General features: G+C 59.9%; 20 protein-coding genes, 1 tRNA gene, 2 rRNA genes and 1 pseudogene (1 of these 24 running past the window's edge). 10 read left to right on the plus strand and 14 right to left on the minus strand.

What is annotated here, in order from left to right; translation table 11 throughout:
- The first annotated feature begins 46 nt into the window (after window positions 1-46).
- Window positions 47-967, plus strand: a complete 921-nt coding sequence (locus tag QA648_RS14120) for a 3-hydroxyacyl-CoA dehydrogenase (protein ID WP_283047585.1) — start codon at window positions 47-49, stop codon at window positions 965-967.
- Between the two features lie 120 nt (window positions 968-1,087).
- Here QA648_RS14120 and QA648_RS14125 read toward each other — a convergent pair whose 3' ends face one another.
- The 3 genes from QA648_RS14125 to QA648_RS14135 form a co-directional block, all read right to left on the minus strand.
- Complete coding sequence (locus QA648_RS14125) at window positions 1,088-2,674, minus strand: aldehyde dehydrogenase (NADP(+)) (RefSeq protein ID WP_283047587.1); 1,587 nt, start codon at window positions 2,672-2,674, stop codon at window positions 1,088-1,090.
- A 159-nt stretch (window positions 2,675-2,833) separates the two neighbouring features.
- Entirely contained in the window at window positions 2,834-3,610 is a 777-nt protein-coding gene (locus tag QA648_RS14130) for an SDR family oxidoreductase (protein ID WP_283047588.1), read from the minus strand.
- A 27-nt stretch (window positions 3,611-3,637) separates the two neighbouring features.
- Complete coding sequence (locus QA648_RS14135; RefSeq protein WP_349254293.1) at window positions 3,638-4,591, minus strand: aldose 1-epimerase; 954 nt, start codon at window positions 4,589-4,591, stop codon at window positions 3,638-3,640.
- Between the two features lie 140 nt (window positions 4,592-4,731).
- Between QA648_RS14135 and QA648_RS14140 the strand changes: the two genes are divergently transcribed.
- Window positions 4,732-5,457 (plus strand): FadR/GntR family transcriptional regulator, encoded by a 726-nt coding sequence (locus QA648_RS14140; protein WP_104825227.1) that lies wholly within the window; start codon window positions 4,732-4,734, stop codon window positions 5,455-5,457.
- Between the two features lie 69 nt (window positions 5,458-5,526).
- On the plus strand, window positions 5,527-7,041 hold the full coding sequence (locus tag QA648_RS14145) for a mechanosensitive ion channel family protein (protein ID WP_283047590.1): 1,515 nt from the start codon (window positions 5,527-5,529) through the stop codon (window positions 7,039-7,041).
- A gap of 98 nt (window positions 7,042-7,139) precedes the next feature.
- Here QA648_RS14145 and QA648_RS14150 read toward each other — a convergent pair whose 3' ends face one another.
- Window positions 7,140-8,663, minus strand: coding sequence for a carboxypeptidase (locus tag QA648_RS14150; RefSeq protein ID WP_283047592.1), 1,524 nt, complete (start codon window positions 8,661-8,663; stop codon window positions 7,140-7,142).
- 213 nt (window positions 8,664-8,876) lie between these two features.
- Between QA648_RS14150 and QA648_RS14155 the strand changes: the two genes are divergently transcribed.
- Window positions 8,877-9,608, plus strand: coding sequence for a dienelactone hydrolase family protein (locus QA648_RS14155; RefSeq protein WP_283047594.1), 732 nt, complete (start codon window positions 8,877-8,879; stop codon window positions 9,606-9,608).
- A 92-nt stretch (window positions 9,609-9,700) separates the two neighbouring features.
- Here the strand turns inward: QA648_RS14155 and QA648_RS14160 are convergent, their stop codons facing one another.
- Window positions 9,701-10,387 (minus strand): isochorismatase family protein, encoded by a 687-nt coding sequence (locus tag QA648_RS14160; protein ID WP_283047596.1) that lies wholly within the window; start codon window positions 10,385-10,387, stop codon window positions 9,701-9,703.
- Between the two features lie 152 nt (window positions 10,388-10,539).
- A complete protein-coding gene (locus QA648_RS14165) occupies window positions 10,540-11,022 on the minus strand; it encodes a MarR family winged helix-turn-helix transcriptional regulator (protein ID WP_104824443.1) in 483 nt (160 codons plus the stop codon).
- 75 nt (window positions 11,023-11,097) lie between these two features.
- Here QA648_RS14165 and QA648_RS14170 point away from each other — a divergent pair.
- Window positions 11,098-11,959, plus strand: a pseudogene (locus tag QA648_RS14170) (haloalkane dehalogenase).
- Window positions 11,960-12,004: 45 nt separating this feature from the next.
- Here QA648_RS14170 and QA648_RS14175 read toward each other — a convergent pair.
- Window positions 12,005-13,045: an MBL fold metallo-hydrolase gene (locus tag QA648_RS14175; protein ID WP_104825228.1), complete on the minus strand. Its 1,041-nt coding sequence runs from the start codon at window positions 13,043-13,045 to the stop codon at window positions 12,005-12,007.
- A 642-nt stretch (window positions 13,046-13,687) separates the two neighbouring features.
- On the opposite strand from QA648_RS14175, the gene QA648_RS14180 reads away from it, so the two are divergent.
- The 5 genes from QA648_RS14180 (at window position 13,688) to QA648_RS14200 (ending at window position 20,354) form a co-directional block, all read left to right on the plus strand.
- The gene (locus tag QA648_RS14180) at window positions 13,688-13,879 is read left to right on the plus strand and encodes a hypothetical protein (RefSeq protein WP_283047599.1); all 192 of its coding nucleotides are present in this window, start codon (window positions 13,688-13,690) and stop codon (window positions 13,877-13,879) included.
- Window positions 13,880-14,001: 122 nt separating this feature from the next.
- Complete coding sequence (locus QA648_RS14185; RefSeq protein ID WP_283047601.1) at window positions 14,002-15,132, plus strand: calcium:proton antiporter; 1,131 nt, start codon at window positions 14,002-14,004, stop codon at window positions 15,130-15,132.
- Between the two features lie 32 nt (window positions 15,133-15,164).
- The gene (locus QA648_RS14190; RefSeq protein ID WP_283047602.1) at window positions 15,165-15,722 is read left to right on the plus strand and encodes a DedA family protein; all 558 of its coding nucleotides are present in this window, start codon (window positions 15,165-15,167) and stop codon (window positions 15,720-15,722) included.
- Between the two features lie 170 nt (window positions 15,723-15,892).
- Window positions 15,893-17,155 (plus strand): efflux RND transporter periplasmic adaptor subunit, encoded by a 1,263-nt coding sequence (locus QA648_RS14195; RefSeq protein ID WP_283047603.1) that lies wholly within the window; start codon window positions 15,893-15,895, stop codon window positions 17,153-17,155.
- 40 nt (window positions 17,156-17,195) lie between these two features.
- Window positions 17,196-20,354: a multidrug efflux RND transporter permease subunit gene (locus QA648_RS14200; RefSeq protein ID WP_283047605.1), complete on the plus strand. Its 3,159-nt coding sequence runs from the start codon at window positions 17,196-17,198 to the stop codon at window positions 20,352-20,354.
- A gap of 202 nt (window positions 20,355-20,556) precedes the next feature.
- Here the strand turns inward: QA648_RS14200 and QA648_RS14205 are convergent, their stop codons facing one another.
- The 7 genes from QA648_RS14205 to QA648_RS14235 all read right to left on the minus strand — a co-directional run.
- Window positions 20,557-20,886 (minus strand): hypothetical protein, encoded by a 330-nt coding sequence (locus tag QA648_RS14205; protein ID WP_283047606.1) that lies wholly within the window; start codon window positions 20,884-20,886, stop codon window positions 20,557-20,559.
- Window positions 20,883-21,671, minus strand: coding sequence for a DUF2092 domain-containing protein (locus QA648_RS14210; RefSeq protein WP_283047608.1), 789 nt, complete (start codon window positions 21,669-21,671; stop codon window positions 20,883-20,885). The genes QA648_RS14205 and QA648_RS14210 overlap by 4 nt, the downstream gene beginning before the upstream one ends.
- Before the next feature lie 245 nt (window positions 21,672-21,916).
- Window positions 21,917-22,723, minus strand: a complete 807-nt coding sequence (locus tag QA648_RS14215) for a cysteine rich repeat-containing protein (protein WP_283047610.1) — start codon at window positions 22,721-22,723, stop codon at window positions 21,917-21,919.
- 399 nt (window positions 22,724-23,122) lie between these two features.
- A complete protein-coding gene (locus QA648_RS14220; protein WP_283051348.1) occupies window positions 23,123-23,947 on the minus strand; it encodes a hypothetical protein in 825 nt (274 codons plus the stop codon).
- A gap of 742 nt (window positions 23,948-24,689) precedes the next feature.
- Window positions 24,690-24,765 (minus strand) — tRNA-Met (locus QA648_RS14225).
- Between the two features lie 290 nt (window positions 24,766-25,055).
- A 5S ribosomal RNA gene (gene rrf, locus QA648_RS14230) occupies window positions 25,056-25,169 on the minus strand.
- Window positions 25,170-25,285: 116 nt separating this feature from the next.
- Window positions 25,286-26,681 (minus strand): 23S ribosomal RNA (locus QA648_RS14235) (it continues 1,497 nt past the right edge of the window).

Below are 26,681 nucleotides of genomic sequence, written 5' to 3' on the forward strand. Positions count from 1 at the left end.
CGTCTCGCAACCATCAGCAGATCCGACCCTTTGAAAGGATGCTCTCATGTCTGAAGCAGAAGCACGGACGCCTGCCGCTTCCTCCGGAAAGACCGAACGGCTCTTTTTCCTCGATATCAATGACGGACGAATTCTCTCCTCCGCCATTGACGGAACCGATCTCAAGCTGATCATCCAACGCCCGGGCCGCAGCCCGGACGGCGTTCTTGTCGACAGCGAAAACGGCTGGCTCTACTGGACGGAAATGGGCAACGACTACAATGCCCATGACGGCTCGATCGAGCGCATCGATCTTGATGGCGGCAATCACGTGACGCTGATTGCGCCAGGCGGCACGCTGGTAACGCCGAAGCAGATCCAGATCGATCGCGATGGTGGCAAGCTCTATTGGTGCGACCGCGAGGGCATGCGGGTGATGCGCGCCAATATCGACGGCTCCGATATCGAAACCCTCGTCCAGAACGGCGACGGCCGCGCCGACAGCGCCGATATCGAGCGCTGGTGTGTCGGCATCGCCCTCGACCTGCCGCGCGGGCAAATCTACTGGACGCAGAAGGGACTGCCGGATGCCGGGCTCGGACGCATCTTCCGCGCCGGCATTAATATTCCCGAGGGCGAGACGGCAACGAGCCGCAGCGATATCGAGACCTTGCTCGACAAGCTGCCGGAACCGATCGACCTCGAACTCGATCTCGCTACGCGCACTATCTACTGGACCGACCGAGGCAATCTTCCGCGCGGCAATACCGTCAACCGCGCCAACATGGACAAGGTCGCCGCCACATCTGAAGTCGTCCTCGAAGGCCTGGACGAAGGCATCGGCCTGTCGCTCGACCTACCGAACAACCGCATGTTCTTCACCGACATCGGCGGCAATCTCTATTCGGCAAGCCTGGATGGTTCGGGTGAGCGCGAGTTGCTGCACCACGCCGGCTCGTTCACCGGGATTGTTTACGCGGTGGTTTGAGTTTCAACTGGTTTTGGGTCCGAGGATTGCCCCTCACCCCAGCCTTCTCCCCGCAAGCGGGGAGAAGGTGGCCGCCCTTCGATAAAAACTCAGGAGGCCGGATGAGGGGCTTCTCAGCACTCAATTACCGCCGCGAACGCCATCCAGCAGGTGCGGCAGGCTTTTCACGCCTTCATTCCGCAGCTCCACCGGCAACAGCCCTTCCGGCAGGTCCTGATAGGATACCGGACGCAGGAAGCGGCGGATGGCGAGCGTGCCGACCGAGGTCGTGCGGCTATCCGAGGTCGCCGGAAACGGGCCGCCATGCACCATGGCATGGCTGACTTCGACGCCGGTCGGCCAGCCATTGGCGAGGATGCGCCCGACTTTGCGCTCCAGCACCGGCAGCAGCTTGGCGGCGATGGCATAGTCGTCGGCATCGACCTGCAGCGTCGCGGTCAACTGGCCTTCGAGCTTTTCGGCAATCGCAATCATCTGGTCGATGTCCTTGCAGCGAACCAAGAGGCCGCTGGCGCCAAAGACTTCATGGCCAAGCCGGTCGTCGGCCAGGAAATGTTCGACATCCGTTTCGAAAAAGGCACCGGGGCTGCGGTTGACGCCTTCTGCCGGAGCGCCGCGCGCGACGGTCTTCACAGCCTCATGACCGGCAAGTGCTGCAACGCCATTGTCGAAAGCAGCATGAATGCCAGGCGTCAGCATCGGCGCCGGGGCCGAACCGGTGAGTGCTGCACTTGCCGTGGCGATGAAGCGATCGAGATCGGGACCGTCAATGGCAAACAGCAGACCCGGATTGGTGCAGAATTGACCGGCTCCAAGCGTTAACGAACCGATGAATGCATTGCCGATCGCCTCCGCACGGGCGGCAAGAGCTGCCGGGAACAGGAAGACGGGGTTGACGCTGCTCATTTCGGCGTAAACCGGGATCGGCTCGGGCCGAGCCGCCGCGATTGCGCCAAGCGCCACACCGCCGCCGCGCGAGCCGGTGAAGCCGACCGCCTTGATATGCGGATGGCGGACCAGTGCCGCGCCGGTCTCGTTCGCGCCGGTCAGGAGCGAGAAGGTGCCTTCCGGTAGACCGCAGGCAACGACGGCGGCGCGGATGGCGCGACCAACCAGTTCGCCGGTGCCCGGATGGGCAAGATGGCCCTTGACGACGACAGGACAACCGGCCGCCAGCGCCGAAGCGGTATCACCACCGGCAACCGAGAAGGCGAGCGGGAAATTGCTGGCGCCGAAGACGGCGACGGGGCCGAGCGGAATCTGACGCAGGCGCAGATCCGGACGCGACAGCGGCTTGCGTTCCGGCAACGCCGGATCGACACGCAGATCGAGCCATTCGCCCGAACGAACCACTTGCGCGAACAGCCGGAGCTGGCCGACGGTGCGGGCGCGCTCGCCCTGCAGGCGGGCAGCCGGCAGGCCGGTTTCTTCCATGGCGCGCTCGATCAGCGCATCGCCGATCTCCAGGATATTGGTCGCGATCGTTTCCAGGAAGGTCGCGCGGGCCTCAAGGCTGGTAGCACGATAAGTATCGAATGCCTGGCCTGCCAGCTCGCAGGCGCGGGCAACGTCCGCCTCGCTGGCGATTGCGAAGGCCGGTTCCAGGTTCGCGCCGGTCGCCGGGTTGATGGCGCGCACGGATTTGTTGTCGCCGGTCGAATCCGCGCCGATCAGCAAATCGCCGCTAATCACAAAAGACTGTGTCATGGGTATTCCTTGATGATGCCAGGGCGCTGGGAGGTGCGCCCCTCAGAAGCAGATAGCAAGATGAAATGACAGATGTAAGATGATAATCGTCATCTAAATATCAAGCTTTGTCCCAGGAGATGAGACGGCTGCGACCTTATGCATCGCAGCGTTTCGAAATCAAGGATGCTGCTGCACGCTGAGGCCACCGTCGATGGTCAGGCAGGTGGCATTCATGAAGGGGCACTCGTCGGAAATCATGAAGACGGCGGCGAGCGCAATCTCCTCCGGCGTTGCGATCCGTCCGCCCGGATGCAGCCGCATCGTCTCCGCCTTGGCGGCTTCGGGATCGGCAAAGCTGTTCCAATAGTCGATGACCTTCTGCGTCGCGACGTAGCCGGGCGCCAACGCGTTCACTCGGACACCCTTGGCCGCATATTCGAGCCCCAGCGATTTCGTCATGCCGAGCAGGGCATGCTTGGCGAGCGGATAGGGAAAAGTATGCGGGATGATGGTGAAGGCATGGGTGGAGGCAATGTTGAGGATCGCGCCGCCGCCCTCGGCGATGATGCCGGGCAACACCGCCTTGCAGCAATTCCAGGCACCCTTGAGATTGATGTCGAAGCAGCGCTGCCACTCTGCATCGGTCGTCGCCAGCGGTTCGGCAAAGACATTCACGCCGGCATTGTTGATCAACGCATTGAGCCGGCCGATCTCTCTGCCCGCCTGCGCAACGACAGCCTCGATCTTCGCGGCATCGGTAATGTCGGCCGCGGCATGGCCGAGCACTGCACCCGCGGCCTTCAGCGCTTCCGCCTCGCGAGCCAGCAATGCGCCATCCATATCGATAAGGAACAGGCCCGCGCCTTCCGCGGCACAAGCCTTGGCGATCGCCAGGCCGATGCCCTGTGCAGCGCCGGTGATCAGGATGCGCTTGCCGGAAAGTCGATTGGTCATGAGTGTCCTTCCTCGAACTGGGAACCGCTAGGCGATCGCTTCCGGACGCAACTGCAGGCTCACGGACATCGCCTCGCCCGGCTCCAACAAGGTGAGATCGCCGAGATCCGGCAGATTATGCCCGTTTGCCAGATGCGACATGGGTTCGAAACAGAAATAGTCGCGCTGAAAACCCGGATCAAAGCCGGCATCCGAAATGAAAATAAAATAATGCCTAAGTTGCTGATCCGCCATCAAATGCAGCCGCGTATCGTGTTCGGGCCAAACGATCTCCGCAACGCCATCCCACCCTTCGAAGCCGTTGTTGACCCAGCGATACGGCAATCCGCGCGCCGTCGCGAAATTCAGGTCGCCGGGAATGTCAGCCGCCTCACCCGGCAGCCAGCCCTCCACTTCCGTCCAGAACCGCCGCGCCGGCGCCTTCAGCGTCGCTGCCGATGTCATTGGGAAGTAGGGATGCCAACCCAGACCGAAGGGAAGCGCCTCCGGTCCAAGGTTCCTGACGTCAAGATGCATGTCGAAACATCCGTCATGAATGGCGAAACGCTGCCGCGCCTCATAGGCATAGGGCGTACCATGGCCTGCATGCGAGAAGCCGATTTCCGCCTCGCTGCCGCTTTGGCTTAAAACAGCCCATTCCGACTGCCAGCCCTCGCCATGCAGATAATGAGGATCCCAAGGCGTATTGGGCTCGAAGACATAGTCCTTACCCCGGAAGGTAAAGCGATTGCCCTTCACCCTGTTGCCGAAGGGAACGAGCGGATAGCAACCGGAGGAGCGCGCATCGGCCTCATCCGAAGGCGCTTCACGCAGCAAAGGCAGACGCGCACCGTTCCTCTCCCACCAAAGGCCGAGCACGATGCCGCCGCGCGTGGAAAGCCGTGCGGTCAAGCCGCTATCCGTGAGCTCCACCACCGTCATCTGCAGCCTTTGTCCCCCGCGTGCATCGATGAACCCGGCATGGACGGTAGATTTCATCATATTTATTGTCAACATTGGTAGGATTTATATACAGTCTGCTTGGGATGGCCGCGCTCGGTGATTGCGGGAGGCGCAGAATGGGGAACAATCGGAGAGACGGTGCCGGCAGCGGCAAGACGGGGCGCAAATTGACCGCGGCTATGCCCGGGCTTTCGGAGGGCGGCAAGCGCGGCGTGCGCGAAGCGCTGCTGCAAAGCTTCATCGACAGGATCATCTCCGGCGAAATGGCCGAAGGGTCCACGCTGCCGAACGAAGCGGAACTGACCGAGCAATTCGGCGTCAGCCGCACCAGCCTGCGCGAAGCCATGCAATATCTAGCCGCCCTCGGCATGATCCGTTCGCGCACGCGAGCCGGCACCACCGTGCTTCCGCGGGAGAACTGGAACTATCTCGATCCGCTCGTGCTCGACGCCACCCTGCGGCTCGGCAATGACGACCGCTTTCACGCCTCGCTGATCGAGGCCCGTCAACTGCTGGAACCGGCCGCCGCTGCGCAGGCCGCCGCCAACGCCAATGCTCACCATCTCTTCCGCATATCGAAAGCTTTCGAGGAGATGGTGGAGGCCAATGCCCGCGACAACGAGGCCTGGAGCCGGGCCGATCTCGAATTTCATACCGCGATCATCCGCGCCAGCGGCAATTGGGTCTATCTACAATTCGCCACCGCCATCCGCGCCGCACTGCTCGCCAGCTTCCGCCTGACCAACCGCGCCAGCCCGTCGCATGAACAGGCGATCGCCATGCACCAGGAGGTGCTGGAAGCCATCCGCATGCGCCGCCCGGACGACGCCCGCAGCGCCATGGAGCGCCTGATCGGCGTTGCCCGCAGCGAGATTTCGGATGCGTTAAGGAAGGCTCGCGGCTAACCATATGGTATTGCGGCCGAGTTCATGCCAATTTACCGCCCATCCGAAAGACTGAACGCGGCCGCTCTCATGTCCATTGCGCTCCTCGCCGATCCGATCGTCCAGTTCTGCATCTTGGTGGTCATAGGCACATTCATCAGCCGCTACCTGCTTCGCCACCGGCGCGCCGGGAGGCTGATCGGACAGATCGCGTTTTTCATCAGCCTGACCGCGCTTCTGCTCTATCACGGCATCGTGCCCTACGAGCCGACCCCGCCGCAGGCGCAGGACACGGTGCAGCTTCGTATCTTTATCGGCTTCGCCAAGATCGTCTGGTGGGTCAACGGCGCCTGGGTACTGGTCGCCTTCGTGCGCCTGTTCCTGATCTTCGAGCGCAAGCCGCGAGAGGCCCGGCTGCTGCAGGATCTGGTCGTCGGCGTCATCTATCTCGGCGCGGCTCTCTCCGTGATCGCCGATGTCTTCAGCGTACCCGTGGGCACGCTGATCGCAACTTCCGGCGTATTCGCCATCATTCTCGGTCTTGCGCTGCAGAGCACGCTGAGCGACGTCTTCTCCGGCATCGCGCTCAATCTCGGCAGGCCCTATTCCGTTGGCGATTGGGTGGTGCTCGACAATGACGTCCAGGGCCGTGTCGTCGAGACCAACTGGCGGGCCACGCATCTGCTGAGCGGCACCAACGACCTCGTCGTCATCCCGAACAGCGCCCTTGCCAAAAGTCGGATCACCAATCTCTCGAGCCCGGACGAAAGCCACGGCGTCACCATCACCGTCCGCGTCCAGCCGACCACGCAGCCGAAAGTCATCGCCGATGTCATGCGCAACGTGCTGATTAGTTGCAACACGATCCAGAAGACGCCCGAGCCCAGCGTGATGATCAATGCGATCGATGGACAGGCGGTCGAATTGCAACTCAATTTCCGTATCCGCGACATATCGCAGATGACGGCCGCCAAGAATGAGATCAACGACCTTATCTATCGTCATTCAAAAGCAGGCGGGCTGAAACTCGCAGGCCCACCTGACGCAGTCACCATGCCGTCGGAAACGCAGGCCGAGACGGGGAGCGCTGCCCAGCATCCAGGCACGCCATGGCGGCTGCTCAACAATATTCCGCTGTTCTCGTCGCTCACCGAGGACGAGAAGGAGCATCTGGCGTCACATATGCAGCGCCGCACCTACCACAAGGACGCCGTCATCGCCGAACAGGATGCGCGGCTGCGCGCGCTGACCATTGTGCGCTCAGGCGTCATAAGCATCACCCGCAAGGAGGCACAGCGCCAAATCGAATTGACGCGGCTCGCGCCCGGCGATTATTTCGGCGAAGGCGGCCTGCTGATGGGGGCCGGCGAAGTCGGCACCATTCGGGCGCTGACTTTCGTGGTGACCTACGAGATCGACGAGGATTGCCTGGCGCCTCTGCTGCACGACCGGCCCTCCATCGCGGAAGAGCTCGGGGCGATCATGTCGAAGCGCATCGAGGCCGAGCGCCATCTCTTCGGCCCCAGCGACATGTTGGTCAACGGCGCGCCGATCGGTTCTCTAACCTCACGCATCAAACATCTGTTTCAGCTACAGCATGACTAGAGCGGTTGTGCGCTTCCTGAAATCGCTGAACCGCCCTAGTCTTTTGTTTTTACGCAATTCCGGATGGAAAACCGCTGCGCACTTTTCCTGTAATTGCTCTAATTGGACTGCGCCGGAGGTATCGTCGCGGGCTGCGTCGTGAAAAACGCCTTGGCGTCTGCGGTGAATTGTTCGCGCGACGTTGGCCGCGTGTAGAACATATGCCCGCCACGATAGAGCTTCAGCGCCACGCGGTCGGCGAAGGCCGGCGGCAGATGATCGAGCACATATTTGTTGACGCCGAAGGGCACGATGAGGTCGCTATAGCCCTGCGCCACCAGGAGCCGGAAAGATGGGACGAGGGTCAGCATCTCCTTGATGTCATCCGTCCCGCTCGCATGCAGACGCGAACCGCCGTTGCGGCCGCCCCAGTTCCAATGCTCGTTCACGGAGCCCGACAACAGATTGTAGGTCATGTCGGTGCGAAAGCCGAGTTCGTCGCGTGCATAGCTGGAGAAAGCGCCGCCATAGGCGCGCACGAAACCGTCGAGGACCGGATCGTCGCTGTGGCCGGCTTCCGATTCCGGATAGGGGTCCGGCGCCAGGACCGAAGCGTCGTAGGAACTGACGATATCGGCGCCGTCACCATCGGAATGTTTCTGATATACCCCGCCGAGAAAGCCCTGGTTCTTGGCCACCACATCTTCGGGAATGCCGGTCAGCTTGGCAACACGCTCGTAGAAAGCGCGGCCGGCGTCGCCGGTCGGGGGCTTGCCTGCGAGGGTCGGCAGATATTCGTTCAACGCGAATTTTTCGGCGTCTGCGACCCCCTGCTCGTTGAAGGCATTTTTCCGCTCCAACTCGGCGGCGGCTAGCGACGGCAATTCGAGTGCCGCGCCGAGAGCGAGATCATTCGCCCCGAAGACGAGCCGCCCTTCGATCAGCGGAGACAGCATGACGATGCCGGAGATGAGGATGCCCTGATCCTGCCGCAGGCTGGTGGCGACTTTCGCCGCGCGCAGCCCGCCATAGCTTTCGCCGAGAATATATTTCGGCGAGGAAGCGCGCCCATTATGGGCGACATAAAGCGCAACGGCCTTGGCAAGGCTCTCGGCATCCCCGCGCATGTTGTAGAACTCGTTGGCGTCATCCGGCTTGACCGTCCGGCTCCAGCCGGTGCCGATCGGATCGATCAGGACGAGATCGGTAAAATTCAGCCAGCTATGGGGATTGTCGACGAGCTTGGCGTTGGCCCCGTCGCGCCCGCTGGGGCCGAAATCAACAATGCGCGGTCCGACCAATCCGAGACTGAGGAATGCCGATGCAGCGCCCGGCCCGCCGTTGAAGACGAAGGTGACCGGCCTGCCGTCGTCGCGGTTCTTGGCGACATAGGCGGTATAAAAGATCGCCGCGGTGCGTTCGCCGTCCTGGCCGAAGAGATCGAGCGTACCCGCTGTCGCCGTATAGGGAATGTTTTTGCCATCGGCATTCAGCACATGATCGCTGACCGCATCCGGCGGCAACAGCGAGAGAATGCCACCGCCGCCGGCAGAGCGGCCCTGCTCCGGCGGCGCGGCGAAGGCGAGTGTCGAGACGAGGGAAAAGACCAGCGCAAGGCTTGGAACGATCTGGCGAAAAGACATGGGTACGCATCCTCCATCGGCCCCGCGCATCGACGCCGTCGCTTCGAATTCTATTCCACCGACGGCGAAGGCGGGAACTCAAGAGATGTTGATCGCCGATCCGCCTGCCGCATCCCTTTGAAAGGAAAAGGTCATTGAGCGCCTTCCGGCCATTTGCCAAAGTGCCCCAGTCGGGGAAACGAACACTCGAACCAGACCGCAAGGAACTTGATGATGAAACAGGATATCGAAATCAACGCTGCCGATGGCGTCGCGAAAGCCGCCATCTTCCGCCCCGACAACGGCGTCTCCGCCGAGCGCGGCGTCATTTTCTACATGGATGCCATGGGTCCGCGCCAAGCGCTTTACGCAATGGCGCAAAGGCTTGCCGATTCCGGCTACACCGTGCTGCTGCCCGACCTGTTCTATCGTTTCGGCGCCTATGGTCCGTTCAACGGCACGTCCTTCGGTGATCCGGCCTCGCGCGAAACAATCATGGGGATGGTGCGCGGCACGATGCAGGAGATGACCAAGCGCGACAGCGCCGCCTTTCTCGATGCGTTGACGGCAGCCGGCGCCACCGGACCGGTCGGCACCGTCGGCTATTGCATGGGCGGCGCCCGTGCGCTGACGGCAGCGGCCGCCTATTCCGACCGGATCGCAGCCGCCGCCACCTTCCACGGCGGCAATCTTGCCAGCGACGCGGAAGACAGCCCGCATCGTCTTGCCGCCGACATCAAGGGCCGCGTCTATATCGGCGTTGCTGGCGTCGACAACAGCTTCCCGCCGGAGCAATCCGCCCGTCTCGCCGAAGCACTCCGCATAGGGGGTGTCGACCATATGATCGAGAACTATGTCGGCATGGCCCATGGCTGGACTGTGCCCGACCACGGCGTCTACAACGAGACCGGCGCCGAACGGCATTGGAAGCGCCTGTTGAACCTCTTTGCCGAGGCTTTGAACTAAAGACGCTGCAATGCAAAGGCACCCCGCTTCAGTCCCATCCGAAGCGGGGTGTTAGTTTGGGGTCTGTGGACCGGAATTGATCGGCCTACGTCTCAGAACTTGATCATGTCGATCTTGGTGAGCGTCGTCTTCTGCGAAACGCCGGGCGCATTGACCATGTGCCAGGCGACATATTGCTCGCCGTAGAGCGTGGTGGACGACATGCCGTCGACGGGAAGGATGATGTTCATGCCGTTCAGCGCCGCATCGGTTGCCGTATCGAGAACCGCGCCTTCGGAAGCCGTGCCGGTGACGATCACGGTCTTGATGCCCTTGTCGGCGAGGATGTTGCGGAGATTGGTGCCGATGAACTTGTCGGAGCCGGACTTGACGATCGGATCGCTTGCCAGCGGCGCAAGATCCGTGGCGATATCCTGAGGTTCGCCCACCCCGGCAAGGCTATAAACGACGAACACGTCTTTGGCGCGGGCCTCGTCGAGCATCGCCTTCACCTTCGGCACGGAGGCGAGGCAACGCGGTTTGGTGTTCTTGTTGCAGGGCCCCTTGGTCGGGTCCTGCGCGCCATTGAAATCGAGGATCAGCAGCGCCGTCGTCTTCGGATCGACCGTCACCGGCTTCAATTCCGGCGCCTCCGGCGGCTTTACCTTCTGCCAGTCGTCGATGATGGTCTGGGCGGACGCCGGCATCGTGCCGACGGGACCGATGGCCGCGCTCAAAGCAACGAAGCCGACACCGAAAGCGAAGGCTGCCTTTTGCACCATGCTGCGGATATGTCTCATGAAATCGCTCTCCTGAACCCCATGGGTTCCATTGGCCGGACGCTGCAACCTAGATAGGTCAAACCTCGGAGATTGATAACGAAACTCTTTGTGATCCCGGCGTTACCGAACAGAAGATTAGAGACTTTGGGAACGCGGTTGAGACGACCGATTTAGGAGTCGGCCTGTTCCTCCGGCCCGATGGCGGTGTCGTCGCCGCTCTGCAGCTTGCCGAGCAGTCTTTGCAAGGCATGCTTGATTTGTTCGATCTCTTCCGACCCGGCGATCTCCGCCCAGCGTTCGTCGACCAGACGGCCCGTGGCCATGGCGATCGGCCGCACGCCCTTGCCGCGTTCGGTCAGGAAGACCAGCCGCCCACGCCGGTCGTTGGGATCCGGGCGGCGCTCGACATAACCCAGCCGTTCGAGCTCCTCGACCGCTTGCGTCATCGTCTGCTTACGCACGTGGGCGAGCTTGGTGAGTTCACTGACCTGGATGCCCTCCGGCCGGGCAAAGGTGAAGACGTTGGCATGTGGTGGGCGGATATCGCTGAATCCGGCTTCGTCCAGCGCGGCTTCGACCGCCTGCGTCCAGTGCTGATGCACAAGGCGAAGCAAGAGGCCGAGTGGTGGATGGGAGGGAACGCATTTTTCCATAGGATATAGACAGGCAACTGACCATTATGTTAATAGACAGGTACCTTACCATTTCTTCGGAAGAGAGGATACCCCATGCCCTCCATCGATGTGTTGAATTCGACGATTTTCTATGAGGATGCAGGGAGCGGAACCTCTTTCGTCTTTCTCCACGGCAATCCCACCTCGTCGCATCTCTGGCGGCATATCTCTCCTAACATCGGTGAGCCCGCGCGCCGTCTCGCGCCCGATCTCATCGGCATGGGCCGCTCGGGCAAACCCGATATACCCTACCGCTTCGCTGATCACGCCCCGCTATCTCGACGCCTGGTTCGATGCGCTGGAACTCACCGGTGTCGTGCTGGTCGGCCACGACTGGGGCGGCGCGTTGGCCTTCGACTGGGCGGCCCGCAATCCCGAACGGGTGCGCGGCATCGCCTTCATGGAAACCATCGTCCGACCGATGAACTGGGACGATCTGCCGAACGCACGCCCGCGTTATGAGGCGTTGCGCTCGGCGGGCACCGGTGAAGCCAAAGTTCTCGACGAGAATTTCTTCATCGAGCAGGCGCTGCCGGCCACCGTCCTCAACGGATTGAGCGACGAGGATCATGCCGTCTATCGCGCACCCTACCCCACTCGCGAAAGCCGCCGCCCCCTGCTCGAATGGCCCCGCGCGATGCCGATTGCAGGTGAGCCGGCCGATGTCGTCGCCCGGATCGAAGCCTACGACGCCTGGCTGGCGGTGAGCGCGGATGTCCCAAAGCTGCTTCTGACCTTCGACGGTCCGGCGGAGACCCTGTTGATCGGCGAGAGGATGACGGACTGGTGCCGGGCGAACATCGCCAATCTGGATATCGAAAAATGCGGCCCGGCCCGCCATGTGGCGCCGGAGGATCAACCCGAGGCAATTGCAGCCGCAATCTCCCGGTGGGCGGATCGTCAGGATCTTCGTTAAAAAGCCGGACGGAGCCGAGTGTCAGATGGTGGCGCCATCGCTGATTTACGGCGTGGCCACCGGCCCGTTCGCCTTTTTCCAGGCCGCGATGCCGCCCTCTATATGACAGGCGGTCGCCAGGCCCGCGTCCTGGGCCGCTTGTACGGCCATCGCCGACCGCTCGCCGAAGGCGCAATAGAATACGATCCGCTTGCCGGTGGCCTCTGCCAACTCATGCAGCATGCCTCCCGCGCTGATGTTTTCCAGCAAATCCGGATAGGGTGCATGCAGCGAGCCCGGGATCGTTCCATGCTTTTCACGCTCGCCCTTCTCGCGCAGGTCGACGATCGCGATGTCGGGACGACCGCGCAGCGCCAATGCTTCCGCCGCCGAAACGGCCCAGCCCTTGCGCGCGATCTCATCCTGATGAAAGCCGACATGAACATTGGCCGGCACAGCCACATCCATCATCTTCGGGTTGGGAAGTTTCAGATTATTCATGAGGTCGGCATACTCGTCCGCCGACCGGACCTTGAGGCGCGGATTGAACAGCTTCTCCTCGCCGATGGTGGAAACAGTATCGCCCTTATAGTCGTGGGCGGGATAGACCAGCGTTTCATCCGGCAATTTCAGAAGCTTGTTGAAGATCGAATCGTACTGCTGAAGCGGATTGCCGTTCTGGAAATCGGTGCGTCCGGTGCCGCGAATGAGGAGCGTATCGCCGGTAAATACGCGGCCGCCCATGAGGAAGGAATAGGAATCGTCCGTGTGGCCCGGCGTATAAAGTACGTCGAGGCTCAAACCCTCGATCGCGACACGGTCGCCTTCCGTCACGCGCATGGAAACGACGTCGGCAAGGGTCTGCTCGCCCATCACGGTAATGCAATGGGTGCGGTCGCGCAGCGCACCCAATCCGGTGATATGGTCGGCATGCAAATGCGTATCCACGGCCTTGACCAGCTTAAGGTCGAGCTCCTCGACGAGCTGAAGATAGCGGTCAACCTTCTCGAGCACGGGATCGATGATGAGCGCCTCGCCGCCCCGCCGGCTGGCGATGAGATAGGTGTAGGTACCGGACACGCTGTCGAAGAGCTGGCGAAAGATCATCTGCGGCTCCCTTGCGCAAGTCTTGCCCCGGATCAAATCTTTTCCTTGGTATAGTTATTCTACATTTCAATAATTTAGGCAACGGCAAACCATGAGGGAGCTCTTCCCCTTGAATGCGCTGCGCCGATGCTTGGATTTTCTCTCGCAAGAACGCGCTTGACTTAAGAGAAGCCGAGGAAAACTTTGAGTAATATGGCCGGGGCGCTCGTCGTTTAAGCGACCGGCACGATCGAATCGTAGCGATCGGCAAAAGAAAACCCCGCCACTTTGGGGGGGATGGCGAGGTGCTAAAGAATTATGATGGCAGCATCATAATAGTTCCGTGCGCCTCTGCAACAAAAAAAGCGCCCACCTGCTAAGCGGTGACAGGCGGGCGTCAAATATTCAACGAATTGAAGTTAAACGATAATTAAATATCGTCAACAGCTAAATAAACTACACCTAAAACTTAGCCCCATTCGACGGCACACAGTATTATCCGACATTTGGACGAATCACATTGTGAACCGCCCAGAAAAAGCCCCGCCCATCGGATGAGGCGGGGCAAAGCGGGGAAAGCTCCCTCAGATATGAGAAGGGAGCGCAGGCAATAAATCAGGACTATCCGAACCGCACGAGGTCAGTTCTGACCAATGCGGTACGGTGCTGCAGGAAAAAGCAGATCTGTGGCAATCCAAGCCATATAATTGGGACATCACAGCGCTCTTTGCCCTTTTTGCGGAGAAGACAACTACCGCGGCCAAGCCTATGCTCGATCGCAACGCCGGCCACTTTTCCGTGGTCCGGCTCGAACGCGCACTGGCCGATCTCGCCGAAAGCGGCAAACCCGTGTAGAATTTCGAACTCGGGCGATACGGTTCAGGCGGTTTGCGGGCGTCCGACAGCGCGGGTTGGGGGGATATGATGACATTGGTTATCGCTTCGCAGCTACAGTTTTCTGCAAGGCCATCATTCCAATGACGGGCAGTCTGGCATTTCGTCCTCACGAACTGACCCGCCTTTTCCGCGAGGAATGGTTTCTGGCGATCAGCATCCTGACCAGCCTGTTTATCATTAGCTTCGAAGGCGAGCTGTTTCAGCAATTGTCCAATCCTGTTTGGCTCGCATTCAGTTTCTTTGCACTTTTTGCTGCCGTGCTGGGTTCCGCCCTTTCCGTTGTCCGGCATGCTGACCATCTCGCGGAACGGCTTGGGGAGCCGTACGGCACATTGATCCTGACGCTCGCCATCACCTCGATCGAAGTGATGGCCATTTCCGCCGTCATGATCCACGGCGAGAACAACCCTACCCTCGCCCGTGATACGCTTTTTGCGGTGATCATGATCATCCTCAACGGCATGGTGGGACTATCGTTGCTATTCGGCGGCTGGCGCCGACCGGAGCAGTCCCATAACCTGCAGGGCGCCAACGCCTATCTCGGCCTTATCGTGCCATTGGCGACGCTGAGCCTGGTCATGCCGAGCTTCCTGTACGGTGCCGCCGGCCCGCACCCTTCCATGCCGAGACAGATGGTGCTCGGAATCATTTCCGTCGGCCTCTACAGCGTCTTCCTGATGCTTCAGGCGGGCCGCCATCACCATTTTTTTGCCGACGAGAGCGAGCCGCACGTCAAACCAGACCCTCGCCCTGGCCGAAGGGCGATATGGTTTCACACCGTTTTCCTGTTCGCCTATATGGGGCCGGTGGTGTTCCTGGTCGAAGAACTCGCCAAGCCGATCGACTACGTGATTGAAACATTGCGTGCGCCTGTCGCCTTCGGCGGCGTCGTCATGGCGGTGCTGGTTGCCACGCCGGAAGCCATCAGCGCTGTGCGCGCGGCCGCCGCCAACCACTTGCAGCGTTCGATCAATATCTTCTTGGGTTCGGTTCTCTCAACAATCGGGATAACCGTGCCCGCCATGCTCGTCGTCAGCTATCTCTTTGCACATCCCGTCACGCTGGGACTTGAAGGCGGCGATCTCGTGATGCTCATCCTGACGCTCGCTGTCAGTATCATTACCTTCGCCAGCGGCCGGACCCATGTGATGCAGGGTGCCGTTCACCTTGTCCTTTTCCTGTGTTACGTACTGCTCATCTTTCAGCGGTAAGGTTCACATCGTCCCGGTCCGGAGCCCCCGACATGACCATCGAGCTTCTGATCGCGAGATATGGCCTTCTGGCGGTCTTTCTGGGCGCTGCCATCGAGGGCGAAACCATGGTGATCCTCGGCGGCGTATTTTCGCACCGCCACCTCATGACCTATTGGAATGCGGCCGCGGCCGCCTGCGCCGGTTCTTTTATCGCCGATCAGACGCTCTTTTTCATCGGCCGCTATGCCCGGCACTATCCGCGCGTCCAGAAAATCATCGAGAAACCGGCATTCGCACGCGTCACGCAGCTTCTGGAGCGTCATCCCACCGGCTTCATCTTCGCCTTCCGCTTCATCTATGGCTTTCGGGCAATCAGTCCGGTCGCCATCGGGATGTCCGGCGTTTCAGCGATAAAGTTCGTCTTGATCAACGCTGCCGCAGCCCTGGTCTGGGGATCGCTCTTCACCGGGATAGGCTATTTGTTCGGACAGGGTATCGAGCAGACGTTCGGCCATCTGCCGCTCCACCACCACGTCCTGATTGCAACCGGGATTATTATTGTCCTGCTTCTTGTCATGATGACATTCCGAAAAAGCCGGCCTGCGTAGTCACGTCAGCCTTCGCCGGGGCGGCGCATATGAATTGCAGGCACGGGACTATTGCAATTTTTAGCAATGGCGCTTCATAGTGTCACATGCCTTGATCCATCGACGCCGCATGGTTGCCGACGAGGCGCGCACGAAGACTGGAACTCGCAGCTTATTGGGGGGTGTCAGGAATGCGTGGGGGATTTTCTCAAGGTCTACAATTTTACATCGTGCTCCTATGCACGATTTCTCTTCAAGCATGCGACGGAAGCAACAACACCTATGTTGCCCCGCCACCGCCCAAGGTGCGCATAGCGCTTCCCCTGCAGCAGACCGTCACTCGATATTTCGAGCTTACGGGCAACACTGCAGCGATCAATTCCGTCGACATAGAGGCCCGCGTACAGGGCCTCATCGAGTCGATCGACTATCGGGATGGTATGCCGGTCAAGAAGGATACACAGCTCTTCGGCATCCAAAGCAACACCTACGAAGCCCAGGTCGATCAGGCGCAGGCGACACTCGCCTCCGCTCAGGCATCGCAGGTCGGCGCCGATCAGGAATATCAGCGGCAGCTCAATCTGAGCAAGCAGAAGGTTACGACCCAGACGGCCGTCGACAGCGCCAAGGCGACGCTTGATCAGGCGAACGCGACCATCCTCAATGCTCAGGCCAGTCTCGAGCTTGCGAAGATCAATCTCGGATATACGAAGGTGTTGGCGCCCTTTGACGGCACCGTAACCGCCCATCTCGTCGATGTCGGCGCTCTCGTCGGCGTATCCGGCCCGACCAAGCTGGCGACTATCGTCCAGACGGATCCGCTCTACGTCAATTTCAATGTCAGCGAGCCGCAGGTGCTGATGATCAAGCAGGAGATGGCAAAGCAAGGACACACGTTCCGGCAAACCGACCTTCCGACCATTCCCTTTGAAATCGGCCTGCAGGATGCGACCGACTATCCCTTCAAGGGTCATCTCGACTACGCCTCGCCGCAGGTCGATGCATCAACCGGAACACTGTCCGTACGGGGCATCGTCGACAACAAGGAGCACGCCCTTCTGCCGGGTCTTTTCGTACGGGTGCGCGTGCCTGTCGGGCACGAGGACAAGGCGCTGCTGGTGCGCGACGATGCCATCGGTACCAACCAGCAGGGCAGCTACGTGCTGGTCATCGGAAAAGATGACGCCGTCGAGCAGAAGCTGGTGAAAACCGGCCAGCGCGAAGGGGCTCTGCGCGTCATCGAATCCGGGCTCGACGCCAACGATTGGGTGGTGACGGAAGGCATTCAACAGGCCATCCCCGGCAGCAAGGTCGCGCCGGAGAAAGTCGCGCTGGACACCGCAGCGACGGCTAGCGCGTCGAACAATGTTGCGCCCGCAATCGATTCAACCAAACCCGATGCACCTAAGTCTGATGCGGCCAAGTCTGATACGGCCAAATCCGACACGCCATGAACTTGCTTTCGTTCCCACGCCAAGATCCGAGGAGGACAGCATGATTTCGCGCTTCTTCATCGAGCGGCCGGTGCTCGCGAATGTTCTGGCGCTTGTCTTCGTCCTCATCGGCGCGGTCGCGCTCTTCCAATTGCCGGTCGCGCAATATCCGAACGTTGTGCCGCCGACGGTACAGGTGACGACGCGTTATCCCGGCGCGAGCGCGAAAACCCTCATCGACACGGTTGCATTGCCGATCGAACAGCAGGTCAACGGCGTGCAGAACATGCTCTACATGCAGTCGACGAGCGCCAGCGACGGCACCTATTCCCTGACGGTGACCTTCGCGATCGGTACCAATCCCGATCAGGCGCAGGTCCTCGTGCAGAACCGTGTCGCCATCGCCATGCCGTCGCTGCCGCAGGCCGTTCAGGAGCAGGGCGTCACGACACAGAAGAAATCGACGTCTATCCTCGAATTTGTCACCCTCACCTCGCCGGACAGCCGGTATGACAGCCTTTTCCTGTCCAACTATGCTGTCATCAACCTGCAGAACGAATTGGCCCGCCTGCCCGGCGTCGGCAATGTCTCGGTATTTGGCGCCGGCCAGTATGCCATGCGCATCTGGATGGATCCGGACCTGCTGCAGGCGCGCGGTCTGACGCCGCAGGACATCATCAATGTCGTACAACAGCAGAGCCAGGAAGTAACGGCCGGTCAGGTGGGCATACCGCCCGTGCCGCCCGGCCAGAATTTCCAGTATACGCTCAACGTCAGCGGGCGGCTGAACGACGCCGTCGACTTTGAGAACATCATCGTCAAAGTCGATCAGCAGAATGGCGGACGCATCACGCGCATTCGCGACATCGGCCGCGTCGAGCTCGGCGCCCAGACTTACAGCCAGTCCTTCATGCAGAACGGGCGACCTGCAACCGGCATCGGCATTTTCCAATTGCCGGAAGCCAACGCCATTACCGTCGCGACGGACGTCGCCGCGAAGATGGCGCAACTCTCGAAGAGCTTCCCGCCGGGCCTTGCCTACCAGGTTCCGTTCGACACGACCAAATTCGTGACGGCGTCGATCGACGAGGTCTACGTGACGCTGGTGGAGGCCGGCGTCCTGGTGCTCGTCGTCATTCTCGTCTTTCTGCAGGATTGGCGCGCAATGCTCGTGCCGGCGACGACCGTTCCGGTGACGATCATCGGCGCCTTCGCAGCGATGGCGGCGCTCGGTTTCACCGTCAATCTCTCGACGCTGTTTGCCATCGTTCTTGCCATCGGCATCGTCGTCGACGACGCCATCGTCATCGTAGAGGGTGTCACCCGTCACGTCGAGGCAGGGATGCCGGGCAGACTGGCTGCCGAAAAGGCGATGGACGAGCTGTTCGGCCCCGTCATCGGCATCACGCTCGTCCTGATGGCGGTGTTCATCCCGGCAGCCTTCCTCCCCGGTCTGACGGGACAGCTCTACAAGCAATTCGCACTCGTCATTGCGGCGACCGCATTGATCAGCGCCATCAACGCCATGACGCTCAAGCCGACGCAATGTGCACTCTGGCTGCGTGCGCCCGTACCGCCTGAGAGGCGCAACTTCTTCTATCGCGGCTTTAACAAGGTCTACGACCGGGCGGAGCATGCCTATGCCAGGCTTATCGGCGGCATGGTTCATCATAGTGGCATCGCGGTCCTAGTTGCCTTGGCATTGATCGGCGTCGCCGTGTGGGGGCTGACACGCCTGCCGACCGCCTTCCTGCCGGTAGAGGATCAGGGCTATGTGCTGGTCAACGCCCAGCTTCCGGATGGCGCCTCCAAGGAGCGAACCGATGCAGTCATGGAACAGGTCGGCAAGATTGCGCAACAGACGCCCGGCGTCGACCAGGTGCTGACCATCAGCGGCATCTCCGTCCTCGACAATAACGCCAGCCTGCCGAATGCCGGCGTCGCTTATGTCGTGCTCAAGGATTGGGGTATCCGCGGCAAGGAAAAGGGACAGGACCTGCTGTCGATCTACGAACATTTGAACGGCGCCCTGCGGGATATATTGGCGGCAAAGACGCTGGTGATCGTGCCTCCACCGATCCAGGGCATCGGCAATGCCAATGGCTTTACCATGCAGGTCGAGATCAGGAACGGGAATTTCGATTATCCGCTGCTGCAGGGTCTGGCCGACACCATCGTCAAGAACGGCAATGCGCAGTCGGCGCTGCAGCGGCTGAGCACATCCTTCCGCGCCGACGTTCCCCAGCTCTCCGTTTCCGTCGACCGCATCAAGGCGGAGACGCTCGGCGTGACCGTCGGACAGGTCTTCTCGGCGCTTTCGGGCTACGTGGGATCAAGCTACGTGACGCAGTTCAACAAATTCGGGCGGACCTTCCAGGTCTATGTGCAGGCATCGCCCGATTTTCGGATTCGGCCTGACGACATTCGCAACCTGAAGGTCAAGGCCGGCGATGGCACCATGGTGCCGCTTGGCACGGTGGTCGACATCACCGCCGAGCAAGGCCCGTCCCTCATCAGCCTCTATAACCTCTATCCGACGGCCACGATCGTCGGCGGAGCTGCCAGAGGCTTCAGTTCCGGGCAGGCGCTCGATGTCATGGAACAGATAGCCGACCGCACGCTGTCACCCGGAACGGGCTTCGAATGGACGGCTCTGTCCTATCAGGAAAAGATTGTCGGCGGTCAGATCTATTTCATCTTCGCCCTTGCCATGCTTCTCGTCTATTTCGTGCTCGCCGGCCAATATGAAAGCTGGATCCTGCCGTTGGCCGTGCTGCTGGCGGTGCCGCTCGCCCTGCTTGGAACGGTGGGAGCGCTGAGCGCTGTGGGCGTCGCCAATAACCTCTACACCCAGATCGGGCTCATCCTGCTGATCGCGCTTGCCTCGAAAAACGCTATTCTCATTGTCGAATACGCGCGGGAGAAACGGGAACAAGGCATGGAAATTCTCGACGCCGCGGTCGAGGCGGCGCGCCTGCGCTTCAGGCCGATCCTGATGACATCCTTCGCCTTTATTCTCGGTGTCGTGCCGCTCGTGCTGGCGACGGGAGCCGGCGCATCCGCCCGCAAGTCGATCGGCATATCCGTCTTCAGCGGCATGATCGCCTCGACTTGCCTCGCCGTACTCTTCGTTCCCTCGTTCTATGTCGTGCTGCAACGCATCGAGGAATATAGAAAACGCCGAACGGTCGCGCAGCCGGTTTCGCAAGCCGCGGACTAAAGCGCATCGCGATCTCTGGGATTTGCTCCTTGCGCTTTAGGTCTTTGATTGTGCGCATGTCGTTATCGCAAAACCGCCGCACACTTTTGCGCGACATGCTTTAAGAGCAAGTATGGCGCCCGAGCCATCTATCCGAGGGCGCCATCCGATCTGAACTCACTGCCTTGCCACGGACGACCAGTTGGCGCACGGGATCTTGCCCCTATTGCACGACGACCCTGACATAGACGTTGCCGCTCTTGGCATAGTAGCCGGATCCGCAGCGATAGTAATAGCCGCCATAATAGGCCCCATAGACGCAGCCCGCCGGCAGAACGGCGATGCCAGCCGTCGTTCCCGCCACCACGCGGCGCGTCGTTCTGCGGGCGACGCCCGCATAGGAAAGCGGGGTCAGGGGCCGGCCAATGATGGCGCCGGCCGGCGTGGCGAAATCGATCGACAGCGGTATCAACCCGCCCGGCTCGACATTGACATCGGCGAAAAGGAAAGCGCCGGCCAAGCCTGCGGCCACCAATAATCTCGGATATCTCATTTGCTTTCTCCCACATCGGTAGGCGCGGGAAGCTCATCAAGCGACTGGAGTTCGCTAAGATCGACCTTCTTCGCGCTGGTCGGAATATCGATATTGTAGGAAACCTTGGCCACATCGGCGCCGCTCTTGAAGTCGCTGATCTCCAGCGTGTATTGCGGTGCCTGACCGACATGCTTGCTGGTGATGACGTAGCGCCGCGGTATCGGCTGCGCTCCGGTCTGTATCCAGATCTGCCAGTCGATTTCAGGCGTGCGGAAGGTGAGATATTCACATTCGACGCCGTCGACGAAAGCGCTGGAGATATGTTTGGCGACGGTCACATCCGACATCATCAGATCGTAGACATTCGTCGACAGCAGGTCTGCACCCGGCGCCTCGACACCGGCACCCACCAGCCGCTCAAGCAGCTCGTCCACAGACCCCTTGGCGTCGATCTTGGCATAGGCGTCGAGGTTCTTGCCATGGACGGTCAGGGTCGAGCCATCGAAGCTCACATCCACATCGGCAAACCCGCCCGTCCGCGTGATCCTGAGCTTGTCGGGACGCGTGAGGCTGGCCGTGCCGGAACTGACGAATTGCAGCTTCTCGAAATCCGGTGTCACGGCCTCGAGCGCGGATTGATAATGAAACGACATCGTCTTCTGCGCCGCCAGATAGTCGGACATGGCTTTCAGAATATCCTTGGCGTCATCCGCCAACGCCGCCGTGGGGAAGACGCAGCAGACGCCAACAGAACCGAAAATCAGCAGTCGTTTGAATGTCTGAACGTACGAAATCGATGACATGGCAACACCTTTCGTTCGGGCCATCGTTGATCCACCGAATGTGCAGGCTGCCGGTTGCGGCAGGCCCGTATCGCTCAAGTTCCATGAAATGTCGGTCTTCGACCTCTGAAGACCATGGACCGCGGCTGTTCCGCTGCCCGCCCGCTATGCCCCCACGGCTCCGTGTATTCGTTTGAACACGCTGAAATCGCTCCGCTTGAAGGTGATTCACCCCAAGCGGGACGCTCTAAGAGAGAGGCGGCACCCTACAACCCGGTGGTCAACACCTTCTGGCACGTGGGAGACAGCCGTTGCATGTTGTTCCGCAGGCAGGCAATGCCCCTGCCTCCGCCGAGCGGCACGGAACGGCAAAAGGCGCGGAAATCCGGGCCGCACGTCCGACGCAGGACGATCAATTCTTCGCGCGGCGTGAAAGATGGCATCGGCATGCCCGCACCGGGCATCGCCGCCGCGCCGCCGCCTGCTGCCGGCGCCTGGGCGCCACCGGCAGGCGCCGAAGCGCCTCCTCCCAAAGCCGCAACCGCTTGCTGGCAGGATGGGGAAAGAGTCGCACTGTGCTGGCGCAGACAGGCTAGCGCCTGGGAGCCACCCGGCGTCACACCCGAACATTGGGCCATGAAATCGGAACGACAGGCCGATTTGACCGCATTGCGCTGTGCCTGCGTCGGCTGGGACGTTTGCGTTCCGGTCGTCGCTGCGCCGGATTGTGCCGGCGCCGTTGCTGGCGTCTCGGCGGGCGTAACGGCACTGGACTTCTTTTTGGTCGTGTCCACCGCCGATACGGCACTGCGGCAGGCGGGAGAGAGCGTCGCGCTATGCTGTTGCAGGCAGGTCAGCGCTTCGATGCCGCCCGGCGTTACGCCTGAACATTGCGCTATGAAATCGGAGCGGCAGGCCGATTTGATGGCACTGCGTTGCGCATCGGTCGGCTGTTGCGCATGAACCGCGCCGGCAGCAACGCAGAACACGAAAGCGCAAGACGCGACGTATGCCGATAGGCGATATTGCCATCCACGCGGGACGGCCGCGAGAAAAGACGCAGATTTGCCCATTGTTTCCCCCACAAAAGAAAAACTTTCGCGTTTGTCGCAGAAACCTGTGGCCGAAGTAACAAGATCGAAAAAAGAGATGAAACGGAAGCTACGTGCGGCCGATATGCGGAGGCATCGCGACTACTCCTAAGTTACCATACCAGAGATGTTCGCGAAGAGGTAGTCTAGCAACCCATAATCCTTTGGCGGTAGGTTTGTCCTTGTTCAAGGAAAGCTTCGAAAGCTATGACAGTTCTCCATGCCTGCGCCGGCATCAACGGGTTGATGGATAGTCTGGAAACGCCGCAACCCTAAACAAAGGCCGCCCTGCCTCAGCAACCGAGCAGTTGATAGTCATTCGCAAGTATTTTCGGGCAGTTCAGTAGACGAAACATCTTGGGTGTTGTTGGGAACGGTTGATTACCTCCACCAGTCTTCCCGCCTTCGCCATGTCAAATCGCTCTTGCGACTTTTGCCTGCCGCTTTCCTGTCACCCTTCAGATGATCCATATAGCCACCAAGGACACTGTTGATGAAAACATGAGATTTTGCGCGGTTCGAACCCAGCAGCTTAAATCTTGCTTCCCTGTCCTGCTCCATTTGTTGAGCGATCTTCCAGAAGATAAAGCTATCGTGGCTTTCCTTCATCGCCAGAAAATACCCAGATGTATAGATGCGTTCGAAGCGATCCGCGAAGGTCAATATTTCCCGATGACGCAGGTTGTAACCCACCCAGCCGCATTCGGGATACATTCGACGATTTAAGTAAGCGGCGAGTTGGTCCCCTCTCGGTGCAATTCTGTCGACCAGGCTGCGCGGAACATCCCTATGGGTGACCGTATCCGCATCGAGCCATATCAACTGGTCGGCCGTCGTCCGGTATCGCCGGATCGCATCGGTGACAGCGAAAACCTTGTTGGAAAAGCGAACGGCATCCCACCGGTAATCGCGTTGCAAACTGGACCTGGATAAACAAATTCCGTTGGCTAGCGGATTGTCGGCGAAGGCTTGGCGAAATTCGAGCAGACGTGGGAGAGCTTCACCGTGGTCCAAGATCTGAAGCCTGCGATCTTTCTCCTCAACATCGACGTTCTCTGCGTAGACCAAAAGCCCGATATCCTCCGGCCAGTGCTTGAGAAAGGTCTCGATGCATCTTTTCCCATAGTCGCGGTAACCCTTCTCGTGAAAAGTTGTCACAACAACATGCCTTAGCTGTTCTTGCCGCCACGGATTTGGGAAAAACATCGGCAATCAGGCTCCGTAACGAATGTTTTGTCAGTCAGAATTGACTAAAGCGGTGTGAGCGGTGCCCGCTCTGAAAAGAGCCTCGATATCTAGACGATTGCCGACAGTCGGGGATGTCCGAATGTTTCCGCGCAATGACATTTGTGAGAAATCTTGTTTCCAGATCTGGCGATGTGCGCCAGGTGAACGGCGCATTCGGCCGGATGCCATGGCGCCGGACACGGATACTAGCCCTTCCATCTGGCTCACAACTTTCCTGAACAATGACAAGCCCTCGGCCATCGACGAACGGCGGCGCTCTCGACCTGAAGGCACTTCTGTCTTGGGATTGTGATGGATGAGGTTGTCTGGTTCCCGTCGAGACATCAAGCGAGAAGCTGGTCGAAGCCGCGCAAAAGGAACATCGCTGGGCGCTTGCTCCCGAGGGCCGTGCATGGTTGCGATCCTGCACTTGCCAACAAGCTTGCCCCTATTGTTTGGCCACGCTCGCAAGCCGTGGTGTCTATAAAGCTCCTGCCGGGGCGGCAAAACCGCTCAGCCTTGGTCCGTCGTCTGCGGCGGCGGTATCGGGAATGCAGGTGGAGACTTCGCGCCAGCGATAGCGATGTTGTGCGGGGAGCTTGGTATCGGTGGGAGGCTATGAAGCTTGGGCTTTCCGGTTATGGTCCGTCGGCTGCGGCGGTATCGCCAGCGAAGCGGAATGCTTTGGGGTATTGATATTGGAATGTTGTTTGGGAAGGCTTGGTTGCGGGGCAGGATTTGAACCTGCGGCCTTCAGGTTATGAGCCTGACGAGCTACCGGGCTGCTCCACCCCGCGTTACCAGCGTAAACCGCGTTGCGGTTTGTCCGCCCTGAGCGAACCGTTGGGGTTCGTCGGAGCTTGAGCAAGCCGGGTTGCGGCTTGCGTGATCCGGGCAAATCCGAAGGATTTGTCCCGTGTTCCCGTGGCACCTTATTTCGGAGCCGGGCGTATAACTGTATGCCTTTAGAAGCGACAAAGGCCGCTTTTGAGCGGCCTATTGTAACACGGCTTAGCCGTTTTTGTGTCGAGAAGATTTAAATCATCGGACAAACCCTGATGGGTTTGCTCGGCGTTGCGTTTTGCAGACCTGGCAGCGACCTACTCTCCCGCGTCTTGAGACGAAGTACCATGGGCGCAGGGGCGTTTCACGGCCGTGTTCGGAAAGGGAACGGTGCAGCCACCCCGCCATAACCACCAGGTCAGCGAAGCGCAACGTTTGAGAAGCTGGTGAAGAGAGGATGGAGGCAATAGCCTTCATGTCTCTTGTCTTTTTGAACACGTCAGATGCATCGTGTGATGAACACAAGCAATGGGAACGATCAAGCCAATCGAGCTATTAGTACCGGTAAGCTTCATGCGTTGCCGCACTTCCACACCCGGCCTATCAACGTGGTCGTCTACCACGGCTCTGATAGGGAACACTCGTTTTCAGGTGGGTTTCCCGCTTAGATGCCTTCAGCGGTTATCCCTTCCATATATAGCTACCCTGCTATGCCCTTGGCAGGACAACAGGTCCACCAGAGATATGTCCATCCCGGTCCTCTCGTACTAGGGACAGATCCTGTCAATATTCCTACACCCACGGCAGATAGGGACCGAACTGTCTCACGACGTTCTGAACCCAGCTCACGTACCGCTTTAATTGGCGAACAGCCAAACCCTTGGGACCTGCTCCAGCCCCAGGATGCGATGAGCCGACATCGAGGTGCCAAACAACCCCGTCGATATGGACTCTTGGGGGTCATCAGCCTGTTATCCCCGGCGTACCTTTTATCCGTTGAGCGATGGCCCTTCCACGCGGGACCACCGGATCACTATGACCGACTTTCGTCTCTGCTCGACTTGTCAGTCTCGCAGTCAGGCGGGCTTATGCCATTGCACTCGACGACCGATTTCCGACCGGTCTGAGCCCACCATCGCGCGCCTCCGTTACTCTTTCGGAGGCGACCGCCCCAGTCAAACTACCCACCATACACTGTCCCGGATCCGGATGACGGACCGCGGTTAGACATCCATGACGATAAGGGTGGTATTTCAAGGATGGCTCCACAAGAACTGGCGTCCCTGCTTCAAAGCCTACCACCTATCCTACACATGCCGACACGAATGCCAGTGTAAAGCTATAGTAAAGGTGCACGGGGTCTTTCCGTCTGACCGCAGGAACCCCGCATCTTCACGGGGAATTCAATTTCACTGAGTCTATGTTGGAGACAGCGGGAAGTCGTTACGCCATTCGTGCAGGTCGGAACTTACCCGACAAGGAATTTCGCTACCTTAGGACCGTTATAGTTACGGCCGCCGTTTACTGGGGCTTCGATTCAGAGCTTGCACCCCTCCTCTTAACCTTCCAGCACCGGGCAGGCGTCAGACCCTATACGTCGTCTTGCGACTTCGCAGAGCCCTGTGTTTTTGGTAAACAGTCGCTACCCCCTGGTCTGTGCCACCCTCACATGCTTGCGCACATAAGGGTCACGCTTCTTCCGAAGTTACGCGTGCAATTTGCCGAGTTCCTTCAACATAGTTCTCTCAAGCGCCTTGGTATACTCTACCTGACCACCTGTGTCGGTTTCGGGTACGGTCTATACGGTGGAGCTATTTCCTGGAACCGCGTCCCTGCAAGATCAATCCAATAAGACCTTACAAGTTAAGCAATCCGTCACTACCACCAGGCCCACGAATATTAACGTGGTTCCCATCGACTACGCGTGTCC

It is taken from the genome of Rhizobium sp. CB3171, from assembly GCF_029714265.1.
Taxonomy (GTDB): Bacteria; Pseudomonadota; Alphaproteobacteria; order Rhizobiales; family Rhizobiaceae; genus Rhizobium.